The following is a 20,541-nucleotide window of genomic DNA, read 5'->3' on the forward strand; positions in this document are numbered from 1 at the left end:
TTCCCTGTTAAGGGTGTGTCAGACGGGGCGGATGATACGGACGAGGTCGGCGAGGTCGGCGGCGAATTCGGCGTCCAGATCGGCCGGCGAGTCGAGATGGGCCATCAATCGCTGATGCGCGGGAAAGTCACCCCGGGCTCGGCGCGACCGGATGCCGTCGCCGGACGCCGAGAACCGCCCATTGGCCTCGGACGTCGCGAAACCGAGCACGAACGTGGTGATCAGGCGCTCGATCCTCGGCACCTCGGCGTCGGGCACACCCGCGTCGATCAGCGCCTGGTAGATCAGGTCCACCACCGCGACCGCGTCCGGCGTGACCGACGGCCGGGCGAACAGCAGCGGGAAGACGCCGGGATGCTCGCGGGCCAGCCGCCGGGTCGCCCAGGCGAACGCGCTGAGCCGCTGGTCCCACGACTCGCCCGGCAGGCCCTGCGGGAGGCTCGTCAGCAGTCGCCCGACGAGCCCGTCCAGCAACTCATTCTTGTTGCGGAAATATCCGTAAATGGCCATGGGGGTCACGCCGATGCGCTCGGCGACCGCTCGCATGGTCAGGGCATCGATCCCGTGCTCGTCGGCGATCGCGAGGGCGGCGTCGAGAATTTCCGGTTGCCGTTCGGTCTTGAGTTTCCGCACCGCGTCAGTCTACGTTGTAGAGCAGTCTACAACGTAGACCAGGAAGGGCGGGGGAACATGCTCAAGGCGACAGGACTCGTCAAACGCTTCCATGAGGTGACCGCGCTGGACGGCTTCTGCCTGGATGTCGCGCCGGGGGAGATCGCGGGCCTGGTCGGCCACAACGGCGCGGGCAAGACGACCTTCTTCGAGATCGCCTCGGGCCTCCTCAGCCCCGAGTCCGGAAATATCGCGGTCAAGGGTCAGGTGGGGGTGGCGCCGCAGCAGCTCGCGCTCTACCCGAGCGTCACCGTCCGCGAGACGCTGCGCTTCTTCGGCGGCCTGGCCGGGCTGCGCCGCGCGGCGCTCAAGCAGGCCATCGACCGGGTCGCCGAGGAGTTGCTGCTGACGGGCGAGCTCGACCGGCGGGTGGGCATCCTGTCCGGCGGCCAGCAGCGCCGTACCCAGGCCGCCACCGCGCTGGTCGCCGACCCCGCCGTCCTGCTGCTGGACGAGCCGACGGTCGGCGCGGACCCCGAGACGCGAGCCGCTCTTCTGGCGGCCGTCCGGCGCCGGGCGAAGAACGGCGCCACGGTCGTCTACGCCACCCACTACCTGCCCGAACTGGCCGAGCTCGGCGCCACGATCGCGGTCGCCAAGAACGGCCGGGTGATCGCCAGAGGCACCGGCGAAGAGCTGCTCAAGGGCCTGCCGGGCGAGGTGCGGGTGACTCTCGACGGCGACGAGGAGCTCGCCGTCACCACGGCCGACCCCACGGCCACGCTCGCCGAGCTGCTGCGCGGCCTCGACCGACCGGTACGCGCCATCGACATCCGCCAGCCGTCGCTCGACGACCTCTACAAGGAGCTGTCCCATGTCGCGTGACTCGCTCCACCGCATCGCGGTGCTGGTCAGGCACAACGTGCTGCTCCGCAGGCGCGACCCGGCCCACCTGGTCAGCTATCTGGTGATGCCGATGGTGCTCATGCTGGTCTTCAAGTCGATGCTCGGCCGGCCCGCGCAGGTGGTCACCGGGATGCTGGTGATGTTCTCGGTGCTGTCGATGGCCGACGTGGCGACAGCGGTGCTGACCGAGCGCGTCTGGCACACCTGGGACCGGATCAGGGCGACCAGGGCGCGCGTGCCCGAGCTGATCATCGGCAAGACCCTGCCGGTCTTCGCCATCCTGGCCGTCCAGCAGATCGTCCTGCTCGGCTACGGGATCCTCGCGGTGGGCATGCGCCCCGCCGGGCCGCTGTGGCCGCTCGGGCTGGCCGTCGCCGCGTGGTGCTTCGCCCTGCTCGGCGTGGGTACCGCACTCGCCGCCGTGGTCCGCAGCCAGGGCGAGCTCAGCACCCTCTGCAACGTCGGCGCGTTGTCGGTCAGCGCGCTGGGCGGGGCGCTGGTGCCGTTCGCGCTGATGCCGTCATGGGCGCGGGCCATCGCGCCGTTCTCGCCGGGCTACTGGGCGACCACCATGCTGCAGGCCGCCGTACGCGGTGACGTGTCCGGCACGGCGGGCCCCGCGGCCGTCCTCATCGCCCTCGGCGCGGCGGCCGGAGCCTTCGCCTGGCGGCGCCTGAGCCGAGGGTGGGGCCGTTCGAGCGTGCGGTAGCGCGTATCCTGCCCGATTTCGGGCAGGATATTGGCATGTCCTATCCCGGCTGCGTAGTGTCCTCGTCTGTGTCCCCGGCACGTCACCCCTACGAAGACCTCGTCGCCCATCTCGTCAGGACCAGCGGTCTCGGTCCCGGTGAGGCGGCGCGCGTGGTCGCCGACGTGCTGTCGTACTTCTCCGAGCCGGTGGAGGAGTTCGTCCGGCGGCGCCACGGCGAGCTTAAGTCCCGCGGCCTCACCAACGACGAGATCTTCCCCCGGGTCGCCGCGGAGCTGCGCGGGCGCCGGGTGGCACCGCCGGAGCTGTCGCTCCGGCAACTGCGCCGGATCGTGTACGGATAAAGGCACGTAAATTAGCTCAAAAGCTAATAAAAGCGCATTAAAGCGAACAAGAACGGACAGAGGAGAGCGTCGGATGTGCGGAATCGTGGCCTATGTCGGTTCGAAGGACGCGGCGCCTATCCTGCTGGAGGGCCTGCAACGGCTGGAATACCGAGGCTACGACTCGGCCGGCGTCGTCGTGTCCAACAAGGGGCTCAAGGTACGCAAGGTCAAGGGCAGGGTCGCCGACCTGGCGAAGGTCGTACCTCCGAGGTTCAAGGGCGGTCTCGGCATCGGCCACACGCGGTGGGCCACCCACGGCGTGCCCAGTGACGTCAACGCGCACCCGCACCTGTCGTCCGACGAGCGGATCGCGGTCGTGCACAACGGCATCATCGAGAACGCCAACGAGCTGCGCGCCAAGCTGACCGCCGACGGGGCGGTGTTCGTCTCCGAGACCGACACCGAGGTGCTCGCGCACCTGATCGCCCGTACCGCCGAGGAGACCGACACGCTGGAGGAGGCCGTCAGGAAGGCGCTCAAGAGCATCGTCGGCACGTACGGCATCGCGGTGGTCGACAGCGAGCGGCCCGGCGAGGTGGTGGTGGCCCGCAACGGCAGCCCGATCGTGCTCGGCATCGGCGAGAAGGAGATGTTCGCCGCCTCCGACGTGGCCGCGCTCGTCCGCTACACCCGCCAGGTCGTACACCTGGAGGACGGCGAGCTGGCCGTGCTCAAGGCCGACGGGTTCCACACCTTCTCCAGTGACGCGCGCGAGACCGCCAAGGAGCCGCTGACCGTCGACTGGGACGCCGGGCACTACGACACCGGCGGCTACGAGCACTACCTGCTCAAGGAGATCTCCGAGCAGCCCGACACGGTCTCGCGCACCATGAGCGGCCGTCTCGACGAGCGCTTCCACATCGCCCACCTGGGCGGCCTGAACATGGACGCCCGCGAGACCCGCTCGTTCCGCCGCGTGAAGATCATCGGCTGCGGCTCCGCGTACTACTCCGGCCAGATCGGCGCGCAGCTCATCGAGGAACTGGCCCGCATCCCGGCCGACGCCGAGCCCGCCAGCGAGTTCCGCTACCGCAACCCGGTCGTCGACCCCGACACGCTCTATGTCGCGATCAGCCAGTCGGGCGAGACGTACGACACGCTCGCGGCCGTGCAGGAGCTCAAGCGCAAGGGCGGCCGGGTCATCGGCATCGTCAACGCCGTCGGCAGCGCCATCGCCCGCGAGGTCGACGGCGGTGTCTACCTGCACGCCGGGCCCGAGGTCTCGGTCGCCTCGACCAAGGCGTTCACCTCGACGTCACTGGCGTTCGCACTGCTCGCGCTGCACTTCGGCCGGGTGCACGACCTCTCGCCCGCCGACGGCCGCCGCGTCTGCGAGGGCCTGCGCAGGCTGCCCGGCCAGATCGAGGAGATCCTGGCGCAGGGCGACAAGATCGCCGAGCTCGCGCAGAAGTACGCGAACTATCCGAGCATGATGTTCGTCGGCCGGGTCCGCGGTTATCCCGTGGCCCGCGAAGGCGCGCAGAAACTCAAGGAGATCTCGTACGTGCACGCCGAGGCCTATCCCGCCAGCGAGCTCAAGCACGGGCCGCTCGCCCTCATCGGGCCGGAGATGCCGACGGTGGCGATCGTCCCCGACGACGAACTGCTCGACAAGAACCTCACCACGCTCGGCGAGATCCGCGCCCGCGGCGGCAAGGTGCTCATGGTGGGCCACCGCGAACCCGACGCCAAGCTGGCCGACGACGTCATCGTGGTGCCGAAGAACGAGATCGAGCTCGACCCGATCCTGCTCACGATCCCGCTGCAGCTGCTGGCCTATCACGCCGCCGTGGCCCTCGGCCGCGATGTGGATAAGCCGCGCAATTTGGCTAAGAGCGTCACAGTCGAGTAACTGCTACGACACGGCGGCAACAATAGGCACATAGCCCGTGATAAGTGGACCGGCAGGACTTAAGATCGAAACTGTGCCTGAGTTCCATGCTCACACGCCAAATCTCGCACGAATGTACGATTACATGCTCGGTGGCACGGACAACTACGCCATCGACCGTGAGGCGATCGACCGGCTTGCGGCGCTGATCCCGCAAGCCGTCCCGCTCGCGCGGGCCAATCGGGCCTTCCTCCAGCGCGCGGTCCGCTACCTGGTGGACGCGGGCATCCGCCAGTTCCTCGACCTGGGCAGCGGGCTGCCGACCCAGGGCAACGTGCACGAGGTCGCGCCGGAGGCCAAAGTCGTCTACGTCGACCGTGACCCGGTCGTCGCCACGCACGCCAGAGCGCTGCTGGAGGAGGCGGGCCGGGCCGTCTTCGTCCAGGCCGACCTGCTCGACCCCGACGAGGTGCTGGCTCAGGCCGCCCGCTTCCTCGACATGAACGAGCCGGTGGGCGTGCTGCTGGTCTCGATCCTGCACTTCCTCCCGGACGCCCGCGACCCGGGCAAGATGGTGACCAGGCTGCGTGAGGCGGTGGCGCCCGGCAGCCATCTGGTGCTCACCCACGCGACCTCGCGGGGGCGGTTCGAGGAGGGCGCGGCGGCGCTCTACCGGCCCGCGTCGGCCGGGGCCGGCACCGACCGGACCCCACGGGAGATCCGGGCGTTCTTCGGGGACTTCGACCTGGTCGAGCCAGGCCTGGTGCACGCCCCCGACTGGCGTCCCGACCGGCCCAGGCTGGTCAGCGAGCCCTCGCTGCCCTCGTACCTGCTCGTCGGCGTCGGCCAGAAGCACTCCTAGAAGTTCTCCGAGCTTTTCGTGACTTTTCGTGATCTCCGGTAGTGAGTGCCCGATGTGTGACGATGAGTTAAGTGTCGGTGACGTGGGGTAGTTACTGGGGTGCGAGGGGAGGGACCCATGCGCCGACGGGGGTTCTTCGCGCTCGGCCTCGGGATGATGGCCTGCGCGACAGGGTGTGGCACAGAGAGCAACCTCGGAAGCAGCGCCGTCAACGCGGCCCGCATGTTGGGCCGGTTCGCGATCGTTCCCGGCGGCGGACGCTGGGCCCGCGTCGCCCGGGCGCTCGTCGAGGCCGCCCGCGGGGAGGGTTTCCCGGTCTCCGGCACCCCGCCCGCCACCAGGATCACCGTCACCGGGCTGCCCGCGCTGGCCGCGACCGAGCTCAACAACGGGCTGTCGCTGCTCGACACCGCCACGCCGCTGGCCAGGCTCACCGGCCAGATCGAGGTCGTGGTGGTGCCCGCCAACTCCAAGTTCGCCACCTTCGACCAGTTCGGCGCGCACCTGCTCGCCCACCCCGACCGGACACCGCTGACGGGCGGGCCGCAGGGCGAGCCCGACCACCTGCTGTTCGGGCTGATCGCCAAGGGGCTCGGCGCCGACACCCGGCAGGTCGACTACACCGGCTTCCCCGGCAGCGCGGAGGCCACGTCGGCGCTCCTCGGCGGCAAGGCCGCGGCGGCGACCGGCACCCTCGCGGACTGGCGCAAGGCCATCGACAAGGGCTGGGTCCGGGTGCTCGCCGTCTCCAGCGCGCGCCGGGTGGACGGCGTCGAGGCGCCGAGCCTGCTGGAGTGCGGGGTGCGGCTCGACTTCGCCGACTGGTGCGCGGCGGTCGGCCCTGAGGGGATGACCGACGACAGGAAGGACTTCGCCATCCGGCTCTGCGACGAGGTCACGGAGTCCGCCGCCTGGCGGGCGGCCTGCCGCGTGGAGGGATGGACCTCGATCCCGCTCAGCGGCGACGACTTCGAACAGTGGCTCGCCTCGGAGATCGGCAGGACCAGGGCCGTGCTCCGCGATCTCGGCATGCTCGATACGGCTGACACAACATGCTGGGGTAGTTGCGAGAAGGGCCACTAGATGTAGGATCCTGGTCGTCGCTGGTTCGCCCCTCGGGGCGGAGCAAAAGGGAACCCGGTGCGATTCCGGGGCTGCCCCGCAGCGGTGAGCGGGAACGACCGCCGTCACGAGCACTGGAGAGATCCGGGAAGCGACGGCCAGTAGGAGGCCCAGTAGGGACCACGCCCGCGAGCCCGAAGACCTGCCGGTGACGTTGGGGGAGCCACCCGGCTCCGCCCATCGAAGTGTCCAGGGCCTCGAGGGAGGGCCGGGGGCGTCGCGGCCGGGAACCCCAGCGCCGCCGTGCTCTCGCGCGCCCTCACGAGGATGAGCTCGCGAGGAGAGAGCACGTGACGCAGATCATTGTCGATCCGCAGCCCGCCATTGCTGACCGGCGGCTGGCCATCGAGGAGGCCGCCGCCCGGGTGATCACCGACCCGGCGAACTCCCGGGTCGCCGCCCGGCTCCTGGCCGAGGAGATCGCCGACGAGGCGGCCGGGCACGGCGTGCGGACCTTCTCCGAGTCCATCGCCGCCACCCACGCCGCCGGGCTGATCCAGGACTCACTCGCCGCCTTCGTCGGCGCCCACGCCGCCGAGCTCGACGCGCTCGTCTCCGGCGAGGCGGACGAGCGCTTCGAGTACTTCGGCCTGCGTACGGTCTACGACCGCTACCTGCTGCGTCACCCGGAGTCGCGGGCGGTGCTCGAACGGCCCCAGCACTTCCTGCTGCGCGTGGCCTGCGGGCTGTCTGAGACGGTCGCCGAGGCCGCCGAGCTCTATGCCCTCATGTCCACGCTGTCGTACCTGCCGAGCTCGCCGACGCTGTTCAACTCGGGTTCGCGCCGGCCGCAGCTGTCGTCGTGCTTCCTGCTCGACTCGCCGCGCGACGAGCTGGAGTCGATCTACGACCGCTACGGGCAGGTGGCCAGGCTGTCGAAGTACGCCGGAGGCATCGGCATCGCGTGGACCCGGGTGCGCTCGCGCGGATCCCTCATCAGGGGCACCAACGGCCATTCCAACGGCATCGTGCCCTGGCTGCGCACGCTCGACTCCTCCGTCGCCGCGGTCAACCAGGGCGGCCGTCGCAAGGGCGCGGCCTGCGTCTACCTGGAGACCTGGCACGCCGACGTCGAGGAGTTCCTGGAGCTACGCGACAACACGGGCGAGGACGCCCGCCGTACGCACAACCTGAACCTGGCCAACTGGGTGCCGGACGAGTTCATGCGCCGGGTGGAGGCCGACGAGGTCTGGTCGCTGTTCGACCCCAAGGAGGTCCCCGACCTCACCGACCTGTACGGCGAGGCGTTCACCCGCGCCTACCGCGCCTACGAGGCCGAGGGCCGCTACACCCGGCAACTGCCCGCCCGGACCCTCTACGGCCGGATGATGCGTACCCTCGCCCAGACCGGCAACGGCTGGATGACGTTCAAGGACGCCGCCAACCGCACCTCCAACCAGACGGCCAGGCCCGAGAACGTCATCCACCTGTCCAACCTGTGCACCGAGATCCTCGAGGTCACCAGCGACGGCGAGACGGCGGTGTGCAACCTCGGCTCGATCAACCTCGCCGCCCACCTGATCGACGGCGGCGTCGACTGGGACCGGCTGCGCCAGACCGTCCGTACGGCCGTGCGCTTCCTGGACCGGACCATCGACCTGGGCTTCTACCCGACGCCCGAGGCCGAGGCGGCCAACAAGCGCTGGCGGCCGATCGGGCTCGGCGTGATGGGCCTGGCCGACGTGTTCTTCGCGCTCAGGCTGCCGTTCGACTCGCCCGAGGCGCTGGGTCTGTCCACGCGCGTCGCCGAGGAGATCGCCCTGGCCGCCTACGACACCTCCGCCGACCTGGCCGTCGAGCGCGGCCGGCACCCGTCGTACGCCGACACCAGGGCGGCGGACGGCGTCCTGCACCCCGACCACTACGACGCCGCCGGGTCGCCGCGCTGGGACGCGCTGCGCGCGAAGATCGCCACCACCGGGCTGCGGAACTCGCTGATGGTCGCCATCGCGCCGACCGCGACGATCGCCTCCATCGCCGGTTGCTACGAGTGCATCGAGCCGCAGGTGTCCAACGTGTTCAAGCGCGAGACGCTGTCGGGCGAGTTCCTCCAGGTCAACCGCTATCTGGTCGCCGATCTGCAGGCTCGCGGGCTGTGGACGCAGCGGATGCGCGACGACCTCAAGCGGGCGGACGGCTCGATCCAGGACATCCCCGGCATCCCCGGTGACCTCAAGGTTCTGTACCGCACGGCCTGGGAACTGCCGCAGAAGGCGCTCATCGACCTGGCCGCGGCCCGGCAGCCGTACATCGACCAGTCGCAGTCGCTCAACCTGTTCATGGCCAGCCCGACGATCGGGAAGCTCTCCTCGATGTACGCCTATGCCTGGAAGCAGGGCCTGAAGACCACCTACTACCTGCGCTCGCGCCCGGCCACCCGGATCGCCCAGACGACGGTCGCGGCCAGCGCCGTCGCCTGCTCCTTGGAGAACCCGGAAACCTGCGAAGCCTGCCAGTAGCCCCCTCGAACGGAGACCCCCGCAATGCTGCTCGACCCCGGCATGGACCTGACCCTGCGTCCCATGCGCTACCCGGACTTCTATGAGCGCTACCGCGCCGCCATCCGCAACACGTGGACCGTCGAGGAGGTGGACCTGCACACCGACCTCGCCGACCTGGCCAAGATGACGCCGCAGGAGCGCCACCTGATCCACCGGCTGGTCGCCTTCTTCGCCACCGGCGACTCCATCGTGGCCAACAACCTCGTGCTCAACCTCTACCAGCACGTCAACGCTCCCGAAGCCCGCCTGTATCTCAGCAGGCAGCTGTTCGAGGAGGCCGTGCACGTGCAGTTCTACCTGACGCTGCTCGACACGTACCTGCCCGATCCGGAGGAGCGGGTCAAGGCGTTCGCCGCCGTCGAGCACATCCCGTCCATCAGGGACAAGGCGGAGTTCTGTTTTCAGTGGATCGACTCGATCAACGGGCTCCAGCGGCTGGAGACCGCGGACGAGCGGCGGCAGTTCCTGCTCAACCTGATCTGCTTCGCCGCCTGCATCGAGGGGCTCTTCTTTTACGGCGCGTTCGCCTACGTATACTGGTTCCGCTCGCGAGGCCTGCTCGGCGGGCTGGCCACCGGCACCAACTGGGTGTTCCGCGACGAGTCCATGCATATGGAGTTCGCCTTCAGCGTGGTCGACACCGTGCGGGCCGAGGAGCCCGAGCTCTTTGATGACAAGCTGGGGGAGCAGGTCATCCGCATGATAGAAGAGGCGGTCGCCGCCGAATTGGCCTTCGCCCGCGACCTGTGCGGCGACGGCATGCCCGGCATGAGCGTCGAGCAGATGCGCGACTACCTCCAATACGTCGCCGACCAGCGGCTGGCCCGGCTCGGGCTGCCCCAGAGATACGGCACGGCCAACCCGTTCGCTTTCATGGAACTCCAGGACGTGCAGGAGCTGGCCAACTTCTTCGAACGCCGGGTGTCCGCATACCAAGTGGCTGTTGAGGGCAATGTGACCTTTGATGAGCCTTTTTAAGACATTGGGGGTATGAACGTGCAGTCGCCGACCGACTGGCTCATCCTCGCCATTTCGATGGCGGGCGCCATTCTCGTGGTGGAGGTGGTCAGGCGGCTCCTGGTCAGGGCGGGCCGGAAATGGCGGCTCGCCCGGCACCTGGTGGAGCACTGCACCTGGCCGGCGTACGCGGTGGGGCTCGTGGTGGCGGCCAACCTGGTGTTCTCGCCGGGGATGCTCGGCGAGACCGTCCGCCTGCGCGAGCTCGGCGGCACGATCGACCGGGTGCTCGGCCTGGTCACGATCGCCTGCGTCACCTGGCTGATCATCCAGGCCAACTACGCCCTCACCGACGTCATCCTGGACCGGCTGGTCCTCGTCCAAGGGGAGCGCAACCGCCGGGCACGGCGGATCATGACCCAGATCGGGCTGGTCCGCCGCGTCGCCGCGGTGACCATCTTCGTGCTGGCGGTCGGCGCCATGCTCTTCTCCTTCCCGCAGGTCCGGGCGCTGGGCGCAGGGCTGCTCGCCTCGGCGGGCATCGCGGGCGCCATCGTCGGTATCGCCGCCCAGCCGACCATCGGCAACATGCTGGCCGGACTCCAGCTCGCCTTCAGCGACGCGCTCCGTCTCGACGACGTGGTCGTGGTCAACGAGGAGTGGGGCAGGATCGAGGAGCTCACGCTCACCTACGTCGTGGTGCGCCTGTGGGACGAGCGCCGCATGGTCCTGCCCGTCTCCTACTTCACCCAGAACCCGTTCGAGAACTGGACCAGGCACGGCAGCCGGGTCCTCGCCGTGGTGTTCCTGCGCGTCGACTGGTCGGTGCCGGTCGACAAGCTGCGCGAGGAGCTCTACCGCTACATCCAGGAAAACCCGCTGTGGGACCAGAAGGACTGGACGCTCCAGGTCACCGACGTGCTGCCGAACGGGCTGGTCGAGCTGCGGGCGCTGATGAGCGCCGCCGACTCGCCCTCCGCCTGGGACCTCAAGTGCGACGTACGCGAACATCTCGTGTCGTACGTCAGGGAGAACTTCCCCGAGTCCCTGCCCCGCTTCCGCATCGAGACGCCGGAGACCCGCGCCGGGGTGCCGTGGACCGGCGCCAGGCCGTTCTGAGGTTCAGCGGCGGTTCGCCAGCAGCACACCGGCGCCGCCGACCACCAGGCCCGCGACGGCCAGCGGGTGCAGCGACTGCCCGACGAACAGCCACGCCATCACCGCGGTGACCGCCGGGGTGAGGAAGAACATCGTGCTCACCCGGCTCGCGGGCGCGTTCTTCAGCATGGTGTTGAGCAGCAGGAACGCGCCGATCGAGTTGACCAGCACCAGCCAGCCCACGGCGCCGGAGAACGCGCCCCAGTCCGTCACCCGCGGCGTCTCGAACACCAGCGAGGCCAGCCCCACCAGCGGCGCGCTGACGAGGAACTGCGTCGCCGTGCCCGTCCGCACGTCCATGTCCCCGGCGAACCGCTTCTGGTAGACCGTGCCCAGGCTCAACGCCAGCAGCCCGACCACACAGAGCGCCACCCCGGCCGGCGAGAAGCTCAACCGATCCGCCACCGCCAGCCCCACCCCGGTCGCGCCGAGCCCGAAGCCCAGCCACTGGCGCGGGCTCACCCGCTCGCCCAGCAGCCGCCCCGCCAGCAGCGCGATCAGCACCGGGTTCAGGCCCTGCACCAGCGCCAGCACCGCGGCGGGCACGTGCAGGCCGATCGCCGAGTAGAACGCGCCGAACTGCACCGCCTGAACCAGGATCCCGGACCCCGCCACGTGCACCAGCTTCCGCCCACGCGGCCACGGCGCCCGTACGGCCAGCGCGAACCCGCCCAGCAACAGCCCCGCCAGCGCGAACCTGGCGAACGTCAGCAGCAGCGGCGGCGCCGACCCGACGCCGATCACCCCCGCGATGAAGGCACTGCTCCACATCACCACGAACAGGGGCGGCAGCACCGCCGACGACGTCTTGTTCCTGGTCTCCATCACGCTGACCGCCACGGCGAAGCCTCCATAACCCCTTAAGATGGTTATTTCACTGTTCCGTGCTTTGTATAACCTGTCAACATGGTTACTATGAGGGTGTGACGGGTTTCACCTTCATCAGTGGCAATCTGGGCCTCGACCTGGCGGGCACCGTACAGCACCGCCGGTCTGACCGGACCGACCTGCTGCGCGATCCGGCGGAGCTGGCGCGATGGACGGTCGAGGCGGGCATCCTCGACGAGCCGCCCGCGGCCGGCGACGCCGAACTCGCGGCGGGGAAGACGTTGCGCGAGGCCATCTACCGGCTGGCCGTCGGGGTGGTTGCCTTGCCGTCGTCGTCGGGGGAGGATCGCCGACTGGTCAATCAGGTCGCCGCCGGGCCGCCCGCGTCCGTGCGGTTGAACGGTGCCGGCCGGGTCGAGCGTGAGGGGGATCTCGACGCCGCCCTCTCGACGGTGGCCAGGGAGGCGGTCCAGCTGCTTGGCGGGCCGCAGGCCGTACAGATCAAGGAATGCGGGGGAGAGGTGTGCACCCGCCTGTACGTCGACGCCTCGCGCGGGTCGTCGCGGCGCTGGTGCGACATGCACGAGTGCGGCAACCGCGCCAAGGCGGCCGGCTTCCGCGCCCGGCAGCGCACGCCGCTTTAGGGTCCGGTCCGTCAGCGGCGTCTGAGGCGCCACGCGGTGACGGCGGCCACCGTCAGGGCGGCGATCCCGACGACGAGCAGGTCGGGCAGTACGTCCTGGACGGACGCCGCGACTTCCTCCAGCCGGGCTTCCCAGGAATCGGGGATCGGCAGAGCCAGCCCGCGCGTGCCGTCGGAGAGCAGGAACAGCACCCCGAGCCCGCCGAAGACCAGCCCGGACAGCAGCGAAGTGGTGTGCAGCCGCAGCGGCCCCAGCCGTAACCCGCGACCGCGCAGCCAGCGCCGGCCACCCAGGTCGTAACGCTGCCACAGGCCCGCGAGCAGCAGCAGCGGGGCCGCCATCCCCGCCGCGTAGACGGCCAGCAGCACGGCCCCGCGCAGACCGTCACCGGAAGCCGCCGCGACCGTGAGCACCGCGCCGAGCACCGGCCCCGCGCAGAACCCCGCCAGCCCGGACACCGCCCCCAGAACCAGTACGGCCCCCGCCGAATCCCCCCGAACATGCCCCTTCAGCCGCTCCAGCGGCCCGATCGTCCAGCCCTGACCGGCCACCTGCAGCACGCCCAGCCCGATCAGCGCCCAGCCCGCGACCGTGACCAGCAGCTCCTGCCGGCCGTAGAACAGGCGGCTGACCTGCGCCGACCCCATCCCCAACGGCACCAGCACCGCGCACAACCCCACGTAGAACAGCAGCGTCCGGCCGAACAGCCGGCGGCGGCCCGGGAAGGCGTAGGCGAAGAACGCCGGGACCAGCAGCGCCCCACACGGGCTGACCAGCGAGAACAGGCCGCCCAGGAACGCGGCGGCATAACCGATGCCGTTCATCCGCCGTGGCGGGCCTTCTCGATCGCCTTCTCGAACGCGGCCACCGGCTGGGCGCCGAACAGCAGCTCACCGTTGATCAGGAACGCGGGCGTGCCGGGCAGGCCGAGTTCCAGCGCGAACTCGAGATCGCCGTCCACGAGCCGCCGTACGGACTCGTCGCGGCGGTCGGCGTCGAACCGGCCCAGGTCGAGCCCGATCCGGGCGGCCACGGCGCGCAGGTTCGCGTCGGTGAGGCGCGGCTGCTCGCCGGCGTAGAGGGCGTCGTGGAACTCCCAGAACCGGCCCTGCCGGGACGCGGCCCGGGCGGCCATGGCGGCCCGTACGGAGTCGCGGCCCCTGATCGGGTAGTCGCGCCAGAACACCCGCACGATGCCGGTGTCGAGGTAGCGGCTCTTCAGCTCGGGCTCTATCCGCTGGGCGAAGCGGCGGCAGTTGGGACACTTGAAGTCGCCGAACTCGACGATCGTGACCGGCGCCCGCGCAGAGCCCTTCGACAGGTTCGCGTCGACGGGCGGCGCGGGCGGCCCCTCCCAGACCTTCACCGAACTCGTCGGCGTGGGCGACGCGGCCGGAGCCGTGGGAGTGGGGTCGGCCGAGCCGGTTGCGGCGGCTGGTTTAGAGGTGTTCTTGGGAGGTTCGCCCTGATTCAGCGCGGCGACCGCCAGCACGGCCACCACCGCGGCCCCGGCCAGCGAGCTGAGCAGCACCCGGCGCCGCGCCACCGGAGATTCCTTGGTCACCTTCGGCATCATCCCAGCCCGCCGCCGCCCACGCGGAAAATACGTGGCACTCGCCGCGATCATCCGGCTAACGTTTAGCACGTCCACCACGACAGGAAGGCAGTGCAGTGACCTACGCGAAGTCCCTCGAACTGCTTCCTGAGTTCCTCGGACTGGATTCCGGGTGATCCCTCGTAAAGAGACGACGCCGCCCGGAAACCTGCCGAGGCGGCTTTTTTCATCTCACGGACGACGGCCCATGAAACAAGGGGCCGCGGGCCTCGGTCTGGCCGACGGGAATGGCGCCCCCCGGCTGGATACAGCCCCAGCCCCGGGCACGGCCCACGCCAGCCGAGCCCGGGGCTAACGAGCCGCTCTGGCCCAACTGGCAGAGGCGCCGCCCTCAGGAGGCGGCGAAGTGCGAGGGTGACCAGAAGTGGGTGTGAGGACCACGTGCGTGTGGAGGGTGGGGACGACCGTAGGGCCCCTGGCTAATGTTGGGGTTCGCGGCGTGGTGACGGAGAGTAAACGCTACGATCTTCCCTGTGAAGATCGTCGTGCAGGTGAAGCTGATGCCGCAGGCCGATCAGGCCGCCGCGCTGTCGGCGACGCTGCGGGCGGTCAACGATGCCGCGAACTGGGTGTCGGTCGTGGCGTTCGAGCATGGTGTGCCGCGTGAGTATGAGTTGCGCACGTTCACCTACGCCGAGTTGAAGGGGCGGGGGCTGGGGGCGCAGGCCGCTCAGCACACCATCAAGAAGGTCCGCGATGCCTACACCACGTTGCAGGCGAACCTGCGTGCCGGCAACCTCGGCAAGAAGGGCTCCAAGCGCCGGACCACAGCCGAGTCCAAGCCGGTCAGCTTCCGCCCCGAGGCGGCGCACCCGTTTGACGACCGGTGTCTGAGCTGGCAGTACGACGCTCAGACGGTCAGCATCTGGACCACCGCCGGGCGTATCAAGAACGTCCGCTTCGCCTGTTCCGCCGACGCGCTCAAGACGCTGCGCGAACACCGCCGGGGCGAGTCCGATCTGGTCGAACGCGACGGCGTGTTCTACCTGATCGCCGTGTGCGAGGTGCCCGAAGCGCCGCTCAACGAACAGCCCGGCGGCTGGCTCGGCGTGGATCTGGGCATCGTCAACATCGCCACCGTGGACGGCATGACCCGGTTCAATGGACGCGGCCTGAACCGGCACCGCAAGCGGCAGCTCGACCTTCGCCGAAAACTCCAGGCCAAGGCCACCAAGTCCGCCAGACGACGGCTCAGGCACCGCCGACGCAAAGAGTCGCGGCACGCCACGAACATCAACCACATCATCTCGAAGAAGATCGTGACCGAGGCTGCACGCACCTGTTCCGGGATCGCCCTGGAAGACCTGGGCGGAATTCGGGAGAGGGTACGGCTCCGTAAGCCCCAACGGGTCACGCTCCATTCCTGGGCTTTCCACCAGCTCGGGACCTTCCTCGCTTACAAGGCGCGGCGGGCGGGTGTCCCGCTGGTGTACGTCGATCCGGCCTACACCAGCCAGCAATGCGCTGACTGCCGCCACATCGACAAGAACAACCGGGTCGACCAGGCCCTGTTCATCTGCCGGAACTGCGGGGTCGTTGCCCACGCCGACCGGAATGCCTCCCGCAACATCGCCGCACGCGGCGAGGCTGCGTGGATCGCGGGGCGTGAGTCACGCGTCCCGGCCACCCCGTAGGTGGTCTGGACGGAGGAGGCCACACCACAGCCAGTGGTGCCCTACCTCCAAACCCGGTCCTTCAGGGCCGGGTCAAGTTGACGGTTCGACTCCCTGCAGAAGACCGCTGAACTTTCAGCGGACGTTGCGCGAGTTGATGCCCGCGATATCGTGATGTGATCGGGCGGATTTGTGGCGTTACCACTCGTCGGTAGGCGCACGTGGGTCACGTCCGTGGACGTGACCCTGTACTCATCATCGGTAAGCAGCTCATCTGCGAGACGATCAGGATTCGCGGCCAGAAGTCCATACCTGGTCACCGTTCCATCCTGAGGAGTCGTTTCCCGATGCTCGACCGCGGAAGGCTCGTGTCCACGTTCGATGTGCTGGGGCTGGAGGTGACCACATCGCCGCTCAGCACGCTCGCCGGGCGCGTGACGGACGAAACAGCCAGGCGGGTGATCGCCGCGATCGGGATACCCGAGCGGATCGGTGGTTACCTCACCTTCGCCGATTTCAGTGACGGTCCGCATCTCTTCTCCGAGGAGGTGCGGAACCCCGATTCCAACCTGCAACGGGAAGCCAAAGACCTCATCCTCTTGGGCGTGGGTGCCGGAATTCTTGTCCTGAACGGGCAGAGCGGAGAGGTGGCGAGTTGGAAAGACGGCACGCTCCGCACGATAAGTTCAGCTCTCGATAAGTTCGTCGAGTTCGTGGTTCTCATCCAGGAGAAGCTGAACATCGCGGACGAAGAGTCGTGGCCGACCGGGGGAGCAGAGACCCGGCAGGCGTCGAACGACCTCATGCGCCGGTTTCGTGAAATCGACAGCGAGGTCATGAAACCGGCCGGAGCATTCTGGCGGGGTGTAGTGACAGGGTCGTTCCGATCCATGGGTTTCTGAGAGGCGTTGCCTGAGTTTGATGCCCGCGATGTCGTAGTGTGATCGGGTGGATTTGTAGCGTTACCACCTGTCGGTAGGCGCACGTGCGCTGAGATGACCGGGTGAGCCGGGCAAGCTGTACCCGAGCGACTTATCCGACGAGCAGTGGGTGTCGATCGAGCCGGTGATCATGGCGTGGAAGGCCGCGCACCGGTCCGTTAGCGCCCCCAGGGCAACTACGAGATGCGCGAGATCGTCAACGCGCTCATCTATCAAGGTCGTACCGGCTGCCAGTGGGACTACCTGCCTCACGATCTGCCAACCGGAAGTGCGACCTACTACTACTTCGCCGAGTGGCGTGATGACGGCACCGTCCAGAAGATCCATTCTGATCCCGGGTTCAGGTGCCGCGCCATGTGGGGGGTGTTCTCTCCAGTCAGGCGGCTGGCCATGAGGTCGATCATGGCAATGTGGATCCCGGCTTCGGAACGTGTGGGCAGGGCTTTGTTGTCACGGACAAAGCGGCGGCGGAGCATCAGCCGGCCGAGGGCGCGCTCGGCCACCCAGCGGTCTGGCAGTGGGGTCAAGTCCCTGGTGGTGGGGTCGCGGGTGACGACTTCGACGTCGATGCCCGCCTCAGCGGCGTTGTCGATGACGGTGGTGCGGTAGGCGCTGTCGGCCCCGGCCTTGTTGATCGGGGCCTGGGATGCGGCCACTTGGGACAGGGGGCCGGTCGGCGGTGCTGTCGAACACGTCGATGCCGATGCACAGGCCGAGGGGGCTCCTGCGCGTTCGATGCAGGCCAAGGCGGACGGTAACGCAGAGGAAACAGCGGCGCTGATTTCATCTGCCCAGACTCCCGCGCCGCAACCGGCCGGGCAGATCATCACTGAAATCGCCAAGACCCCAGGAGCCGGCTGTGCACGAAGGAGAGACTTTCTCGGGATTGGATCGACGGCAATTCCTGCGACGCGCAGGACTGGCCGCCGGAGCGGGCGCGGCGCTGCCGCTGCTGGGTGTGGGGAGCGCGAGCACCATGGCCGCCGCCTGGTCGTCCGCCGACGACCCCGACCAGCTGTTCAAGGACGGCCGTTTCAAGCACGCCGAGCAGAGCTACCGTCGTCGGCTCAAGGAGAACGCCGACAACGCGCACGCCGCCGCGCAGATCGGCTACATCGCTCTGCTGTCCAACCGGTTCGCCGACGCCGAGAAATTCCTCAAACGCGCCGTCAGCCTGAAGCCCGACGACGAATTCTCCCTCTACCAGCTCGCGGACTGCTACGTCCGCCAGGACAGGTTGTCGGAAGCCGTACCCTGGCTGCGCAAACGCGGCGAGCTGACCGGCTCGCTGACCGACCTCGCCTCCGCCAAGCTGTACGAGACGATCCGGGGCACCCCCTGGCAGGTGCACGGCCCGCAGGCCACCCAGATCCCCTTCCTCGGGCTCGAACCCCTGCCCCACATGATGATCTCCATCAACGGGACGCAGCCGAGGATCTTCCAGCTCGACACGGGAGCGACGACGGCCGGCCTCAGCATGCAGCTGGCGAAGGAGGCCGGTCTGGAGGTGATCTCCGAGAGCAAGGGAAGCGCCGACGGGCAGCAGTTCACGATGTATTACGGCATCGCCAAGTCGGTGCGCATCGGCGACCTCGAGATCCGCAACGCGCCCGTCCACTGGAACGAGGCCGACCGGCCGGACCTGCCCGACGGCACCGAGGCCCAGGGCACCATCGGCACGGTGCACTTCTACCATTTCCTGACCACCATGGACTACGGCCACAAGCAGTTCGTCCTACGCCGCAAAAACGAGGCCAACCTGCGTAGATTCCGCGTCGAGGCGGCACGGCTCAAGGGCGACGTCCTGCCGCTGTGGCTGGCGAAAGACCACTTCCCCTGCACGCTCGGCTCGCTCAACGACTTCGGGCCTCGCGTCGTCACCTTCGACACCGGTGGCCCAGGCCGGGGCATCGGTACCTCCCTCGACTTCGCCAAACGCGCCGGGATCGAACTCGGCGACCCCGAGCAAGGCAGGGGCGGGGTGCGCTACCCCATCGCGCCCGAGCAGATCAGTCTCGGCAAGGCGACGCGGCGGCGGGTCAAGGGATGGGCGGAGGAGAAGCCCAAGGTCGGCGCGGGGATGAAGTTCGACACGATCGCCAACTTCACCCACGACTACTTCAAGCCGTTCGCCATCACCTTCGACTACGCCCACATGAACCTGTACATCACCGGCGACTCCATGGATCCGGACGCGGGCCGGTAGGGAGAGACAGCCGATCTCACCGCGAGATCGGCAAAGAACTGAGACGCGTACCAGGCGGCGGTACTTGTCATGGTCATGAGCACAATCGGCCAGGACGACGTCGGGGCGCTCGCACCTGGGACAGCCCGCTCGACTGGCGAGAACGCCCCGACTCTACCCACGAGTACTTCACACTATTGGACATCATCATGGACGTCGCGAACATCAACCTCTACCTCATCGGTCCGCTTAAGGGGACATCATGACCCCCACCAGGCGCACCGTGCTCACCAGCGCGCTGGCGGGCGGCGCGGCGCTGGCAGCGAGCAGCACGGTGTCCGCCCACGCGGAACGAGCCGCGCCGGTCCCGCCGGAGCTGCGGCCCGGCGGTGAGTTCGACGCGTATGTGGCCCAGCTGGCCAAGGACGATCAGTTCTCCGGAACGGTGCTGCTGGCCCACCGTTCACGCCCGGTACTGTCCCGCTCGCACGGCATGGCGGACGCATCGCGCTCCATCCCGAACGGCCCGAACACGATCTTCAAGCTGGCATCGGTCACCAAATGCTTCACCGCAGTGGCCCTGGGCCAGCTCGTCCAGGACGACAAGGCCGACCTGCATGCGCCCCTGGGCGAATACCTGGACGGCTTCTCGGCCGAAACCGCCAAAGTGACCCTCCACCAACTGCTGACCCACACCGCGGGCCTGGGCGAATACGCGCAATCCCCCGAGTTCCGTCAAGGGCTCAAGGAATGGTCCACCGAGTCCGAGATGATGGAGGGCGTCCTGGCCCTCATCAGGAAGCTGGAGACCGCTCCTGCCTTCACCCCGGGCACCCGGCACGTCTACAGCAACAGCGGCTTCTTCGTGCTCGGCGCGATCGTCGCAGCGGCCTCGAACCAGCCCTACCACGGCTACATGCGCGAGCACGTGCTCGCCGAGGCGGGCATGAAGCGTTCGAATCTCTACACCCGGCCGCAGGTCCTCGCCGGCCGCGACATCGCCCACCCGTACTGGACGCAGCAGTCCGGGGAACGCGCGGACTTCACCACAAGCGAATACTTCGGCTTCGTCGGCGGGCCCGCTGACGGCGTGTACGCCTCTGCGCCCGACCTGCTCTCCTTCGTCGGGGCCCTGACCAAGGGCACGCTCCTGTCTGCGGCGTACACCTCGGCCTTCACCAACGGCAAGGCCCTGCTGTCGCCCACCGACAAGCCCGTGGTCGCGGCCGACGCCCGCTTCTACGGGTACGGATTCCGCGACACCATCACCTCAGGCCACCGCGTCTGGGGACACTCCGGCAGCGCCGTGGGCGTGGCGACCAACCTCGACGTCTTCCCCGATCTCGGCTGGATCGCGGTCGTCCTGAGCAACTACGACATCCCGATCACCCCGATCGTCCTCAAGGCACGCGAGCTGATCACTCGATCGGCACCGGGCATCTCCTGAGCGTCTGCGAGAGCGTCGCTGCCTGCGAAGCATGGCTCGGCAGCGTCACTGATCGAGTCCTCTGTCCTGCCAAGCCGACAATGATCACAGAAGGCAGCCGGCCTGCGCGGGGATCCACGGAATTGCGCCGGTTAATGTCGGTGTAGTCGACGCGGTCGGTTGTCTCTGCGAGGCGCCAACAAGGCATCCAAGCCGTCTTGGATTCAGATGATCAACGCAACACT

19 protein-coding genes, 1 pseudogene and 1 riboswitch are annotated in these 20,541 nt (G+C 68.6%); of the genes and pseudogenes, 15 read left to right on the forward strand and 5 right to left on the reverse strand.

Annotation, left to right across the window (positions count from 1 at the left end):
- Positions 1-18 precede the first annotated feature (18 nt).
- Positions 19-633: a TetR/AcrR family transcriptional regulator gene (locus KME78_RS15870; protein ID WP_219529653.1), complete on the reverse strand. Its 615-nt coding sequence runs from the start codon at positions 631-633 to the stop codon at positions 19-21.
- Positions 634-690: 57 nt separating this feature from the next.
- On the opposite strand from KME78_RS15870, the gene KME78_RS15875 reads away from it, so the two are divergent.
- The 9 genes from KME78_RS15875 to KME78_RS15915 all read left to right on the forward strand — a co-directional run bounded on the left by KME78_RS15875 (position 691) and on the right by KME78_RS15915 (position 11,005).
- A complete protein-coding gene (locus KME78_RS15875) occupies positions 691-1,497 on the forward strand; it encodes an ABC transporter ATP-binding protein (protein WP_219529654.1) in 807 nt (268 codons plus the stop codon).
- Entirely contained in the window at positions 1,487-2,227 is a 741-nt protein-coding gene (locus tag KME78_RS15880; RefSeq protein WP_219529655.1) for an ABC transporter permease, read from the forward strand. The genes KME78_RS15875 and KME78_RS15880 overlap by 11 nt, the downstream gene beginning before the upstream one ends.
- A gap of 68 nt (positions 2,228-2,295) precedes the next feature.
- Entirely contained in the window at positions 2,296-2,571 is a 276-nt protein-coding gene (locus KME78_RS15885) for a hypothetical protein (protein WP_443687373.1), read from the forward strand.
- Positions 2,572-2,644: 73 nt separating this feature from the next.
- The gene (gene glmS, locus KME78_RS15890) at positions 2,645-4,465 is read left to right on the forward strand and encodes a glutamine--fructose-6-phosphate transaminase (isomerizing) (RefSeq protein ID WP_219529657.1); all 1,821 of its coding nucleotides are present in this window, start codon (positions 2,645-2,647) and stop codon (positions 4,463-4,465) included.
- A 73-nt stretch (positions 4,466-4,538) separates the two neighbouring features.
- Positions 4,539-5,306 (forward strand): SAM-dependent methyltransferase, encoded by a 768-nt coding sequence (locus tag KME78_RS15895; RefSeq protein WP_308126969.1) that lies wholly within the window; start codon positions 4,539-4,541, stop codon positions 5,304-5,306.
- Positions 5,307-5,423: 117 nt separating this feature from the next.
- Positions 5,424-6,389: a Bug family tripartite tricarboxylate transporter substrate binding protein gene (locus tag KME78_RS15900; RefSeq protein ID WP_219529659.1), complete on the forward strand. Its 966-nt coding sequence runs from the start codon at positions 5,424-5,426 to the stop codon at positions 6,387-6,389.
- 4 nt (positions 6,390-6,393) lie between these two features.
- Positions 6,394-6,592, forward strand: a riboswitch (cobalamin riboswitch).
- A 126-nt stretch (positions 6,593-6,718) separates the two neighbouring features.
- A complete protein-coding gene (locus tag KME78_RS15905) occupies positions 6,719-8,887 on the forward strand; it encodes a ribonucleoside-diphosphate reductase subunit alpha (protein ID WP_219529660.1) in 2,169 nt (722 codons plus the stop codon).
- Positions 8,888-8,911: 24 nt separating this feature from the next.
- Entirely contained in the window at positions 8,912-9,907 is a 996-nt protein-coding gene (locus KME78_RS15910; protein WP_219529661.1) for a ribonucleotide-diphosphate reductase subunit beta, read from the forward strand.
- 12 nt (positions 9,908-9,919) lie between these two features.
- The gene (locus KME78_RS15915; protein ID WP_219529662.1) at positions 9,920-11,005 is read left to right on the forward strand and encodes a mechanosensitive ion channel family protein; all 1,086 of its coding nucleotides are present in this window, start codon (positions 9,920-9,922) and stop codon (positions 11,003-11,005) included.
- 3 nt (positions 11,006-11,008) lie between these two features.
- Here the strand turns inward: KME78_RS15915 and KME78_RS15920 are convergent, their stop codons facing one another.
- Positions 11,009-11,884: a DMT family transporter gene (locus KME78_RS15920; RefSeq protein ID WP_308126970.1), complete on the reverse strand. Its 876-nt coding sequence runs from the start codon at positions 11,882-11,884 to the stop codon at positions 11,009-11,011.
- A gap of 83 nt (positions 11,885-11,967) precedes the next feature.
- Here KME78_RS15920 and KME78_RS15925 point away from each other — a divergent pair, with 83 nt between their 5' ends.
- Positions 11,968-12,516: a CGNR zinc finger domain-containing protein gene (locus KME78_RS15925; protein ID WP_219529663.1), complete on the forward strand. Its 549-nt coding sequence runs from the start codon at positions 11,968-11,970 to the stop codon at positions 12,514-12,516.
- Between the two features lie 11 nt (positions 12,517-12,527).
- On the opposite strand, the gene KME78_RS15930 is transcribed toward KME78_RS15925, so the two are convergent.
- A complete protein-coding gene (locus KME78_RS15930) occupies positions 12,528-13,340 on the reverse strand; it encodes a cytochrome c biogenesis CcdA family protein (RefSeq protein ID WP_219529664.1) in 813 nt (270 codons plus the stop codon).
- Positions 13,337-14,080 (reverse strand): DsbA family protein, encoded by a 744-nt coding sequence (locus KME78_RS15935; protein WP_219529665.1) that lies wholly within the window; start codon positions 14,078-14,080, stop codon positions 13,337-13,339. The genes KME78_RS15930 and KME78_RS15935 overlap by 4 nt, the downstream gene beginning before the upstream one ends.
- 524 nt (positions 14,081-14,604) lie before the next feature.
- Here KME78_RS15935 and KME78_RS15940 point away from each other — a divergent pair.
- The 3 genes and pseudogenes from KME78_RS15940 to KME78_RS67945 form a co-directional block, all read left to right on the forward strand.
- Entirely contained in the window at positions 14,605-15,765 is a 1,161-nt protein-coding gene (locus KME78_RS15940; protein ID WP_308126971.1) for an RNA-guided endonuclease InsQ/TnpB family protein, read from the forward strand.
- A gap of 326 nt (positions 15,766-16,091) precedes the next feature.
- On the forward strand, positions 16,092-16,646 hold the full coding sequence (locus KME78_RS15945; RefSeq protein WP_219529666.1) for an SUKH-4 family immunity protein: 555 nt from the start codon (positions 16,092-16,094) through the stop codon (positions 16,644-16,646).
- 222 nt (positions 16,647-16,868) lie between these two features.
- Positions 16,869-16,952, forward strand: a pseudogene (locus KME78_RS67945) (transposase); the annotation flags it as partial.
- A gap of 14 nt (positions 16,953-16,966) precedes the next feature.
- Here the strand turns inward: KME78_RS67945 and KME78_RS64310 are convergent.
- Positions 16,967-17,341 (reverse strand): hypothetical protein, encoded by a 375-nt coding sequence (locus tag KME78_RS64310; RefSeq protein WP_246651153.1) that lies wholly within the window; start codon positions 17,339-17,341, stop codon positions 16,967-16,969.
- A gap of 230 nt (positions 17,342-17,571) precedes the next feature.
- Between KME78_RS64310 and KME78_RS15955 the strand changes: the two genes are divergently transcribed.
- Positions 17,572-18,891, forward strand: a complete 1,320-nt coding sequence (locus tag KME78_RS15955) for an aspartyl protease family protein (RefSeq protein ID WP_219529668.1) — start codon at positions 17,572-17,574, stop codon at positions 18,889-18,891.
- 241 nt (positions 18,892-19,132) lie between these two features.
- Positions 19,133-20,317, forward strand: coding sequence for a serine hydrolase domain-containing protein (locus KME78_RS15960; RefSeq protein WP_219529669.1), 1,185 nt, complete (start codon positions 19,133-19,135; stop codon positions 20,315-20,317).
- Positions 20,318-20,541: the final 224 nt, after the last annotated feature.

This window comes from Nonomuraea guangzhouensis, assembly GCF_019396345.1.
Classification (GTDB): Bacteria; Actinomycetota; Actinomycetes; order Streptosporangiales; family Streptosporangiaceae; genus Nonomuraea; species Nonomuraea guangzhouensis.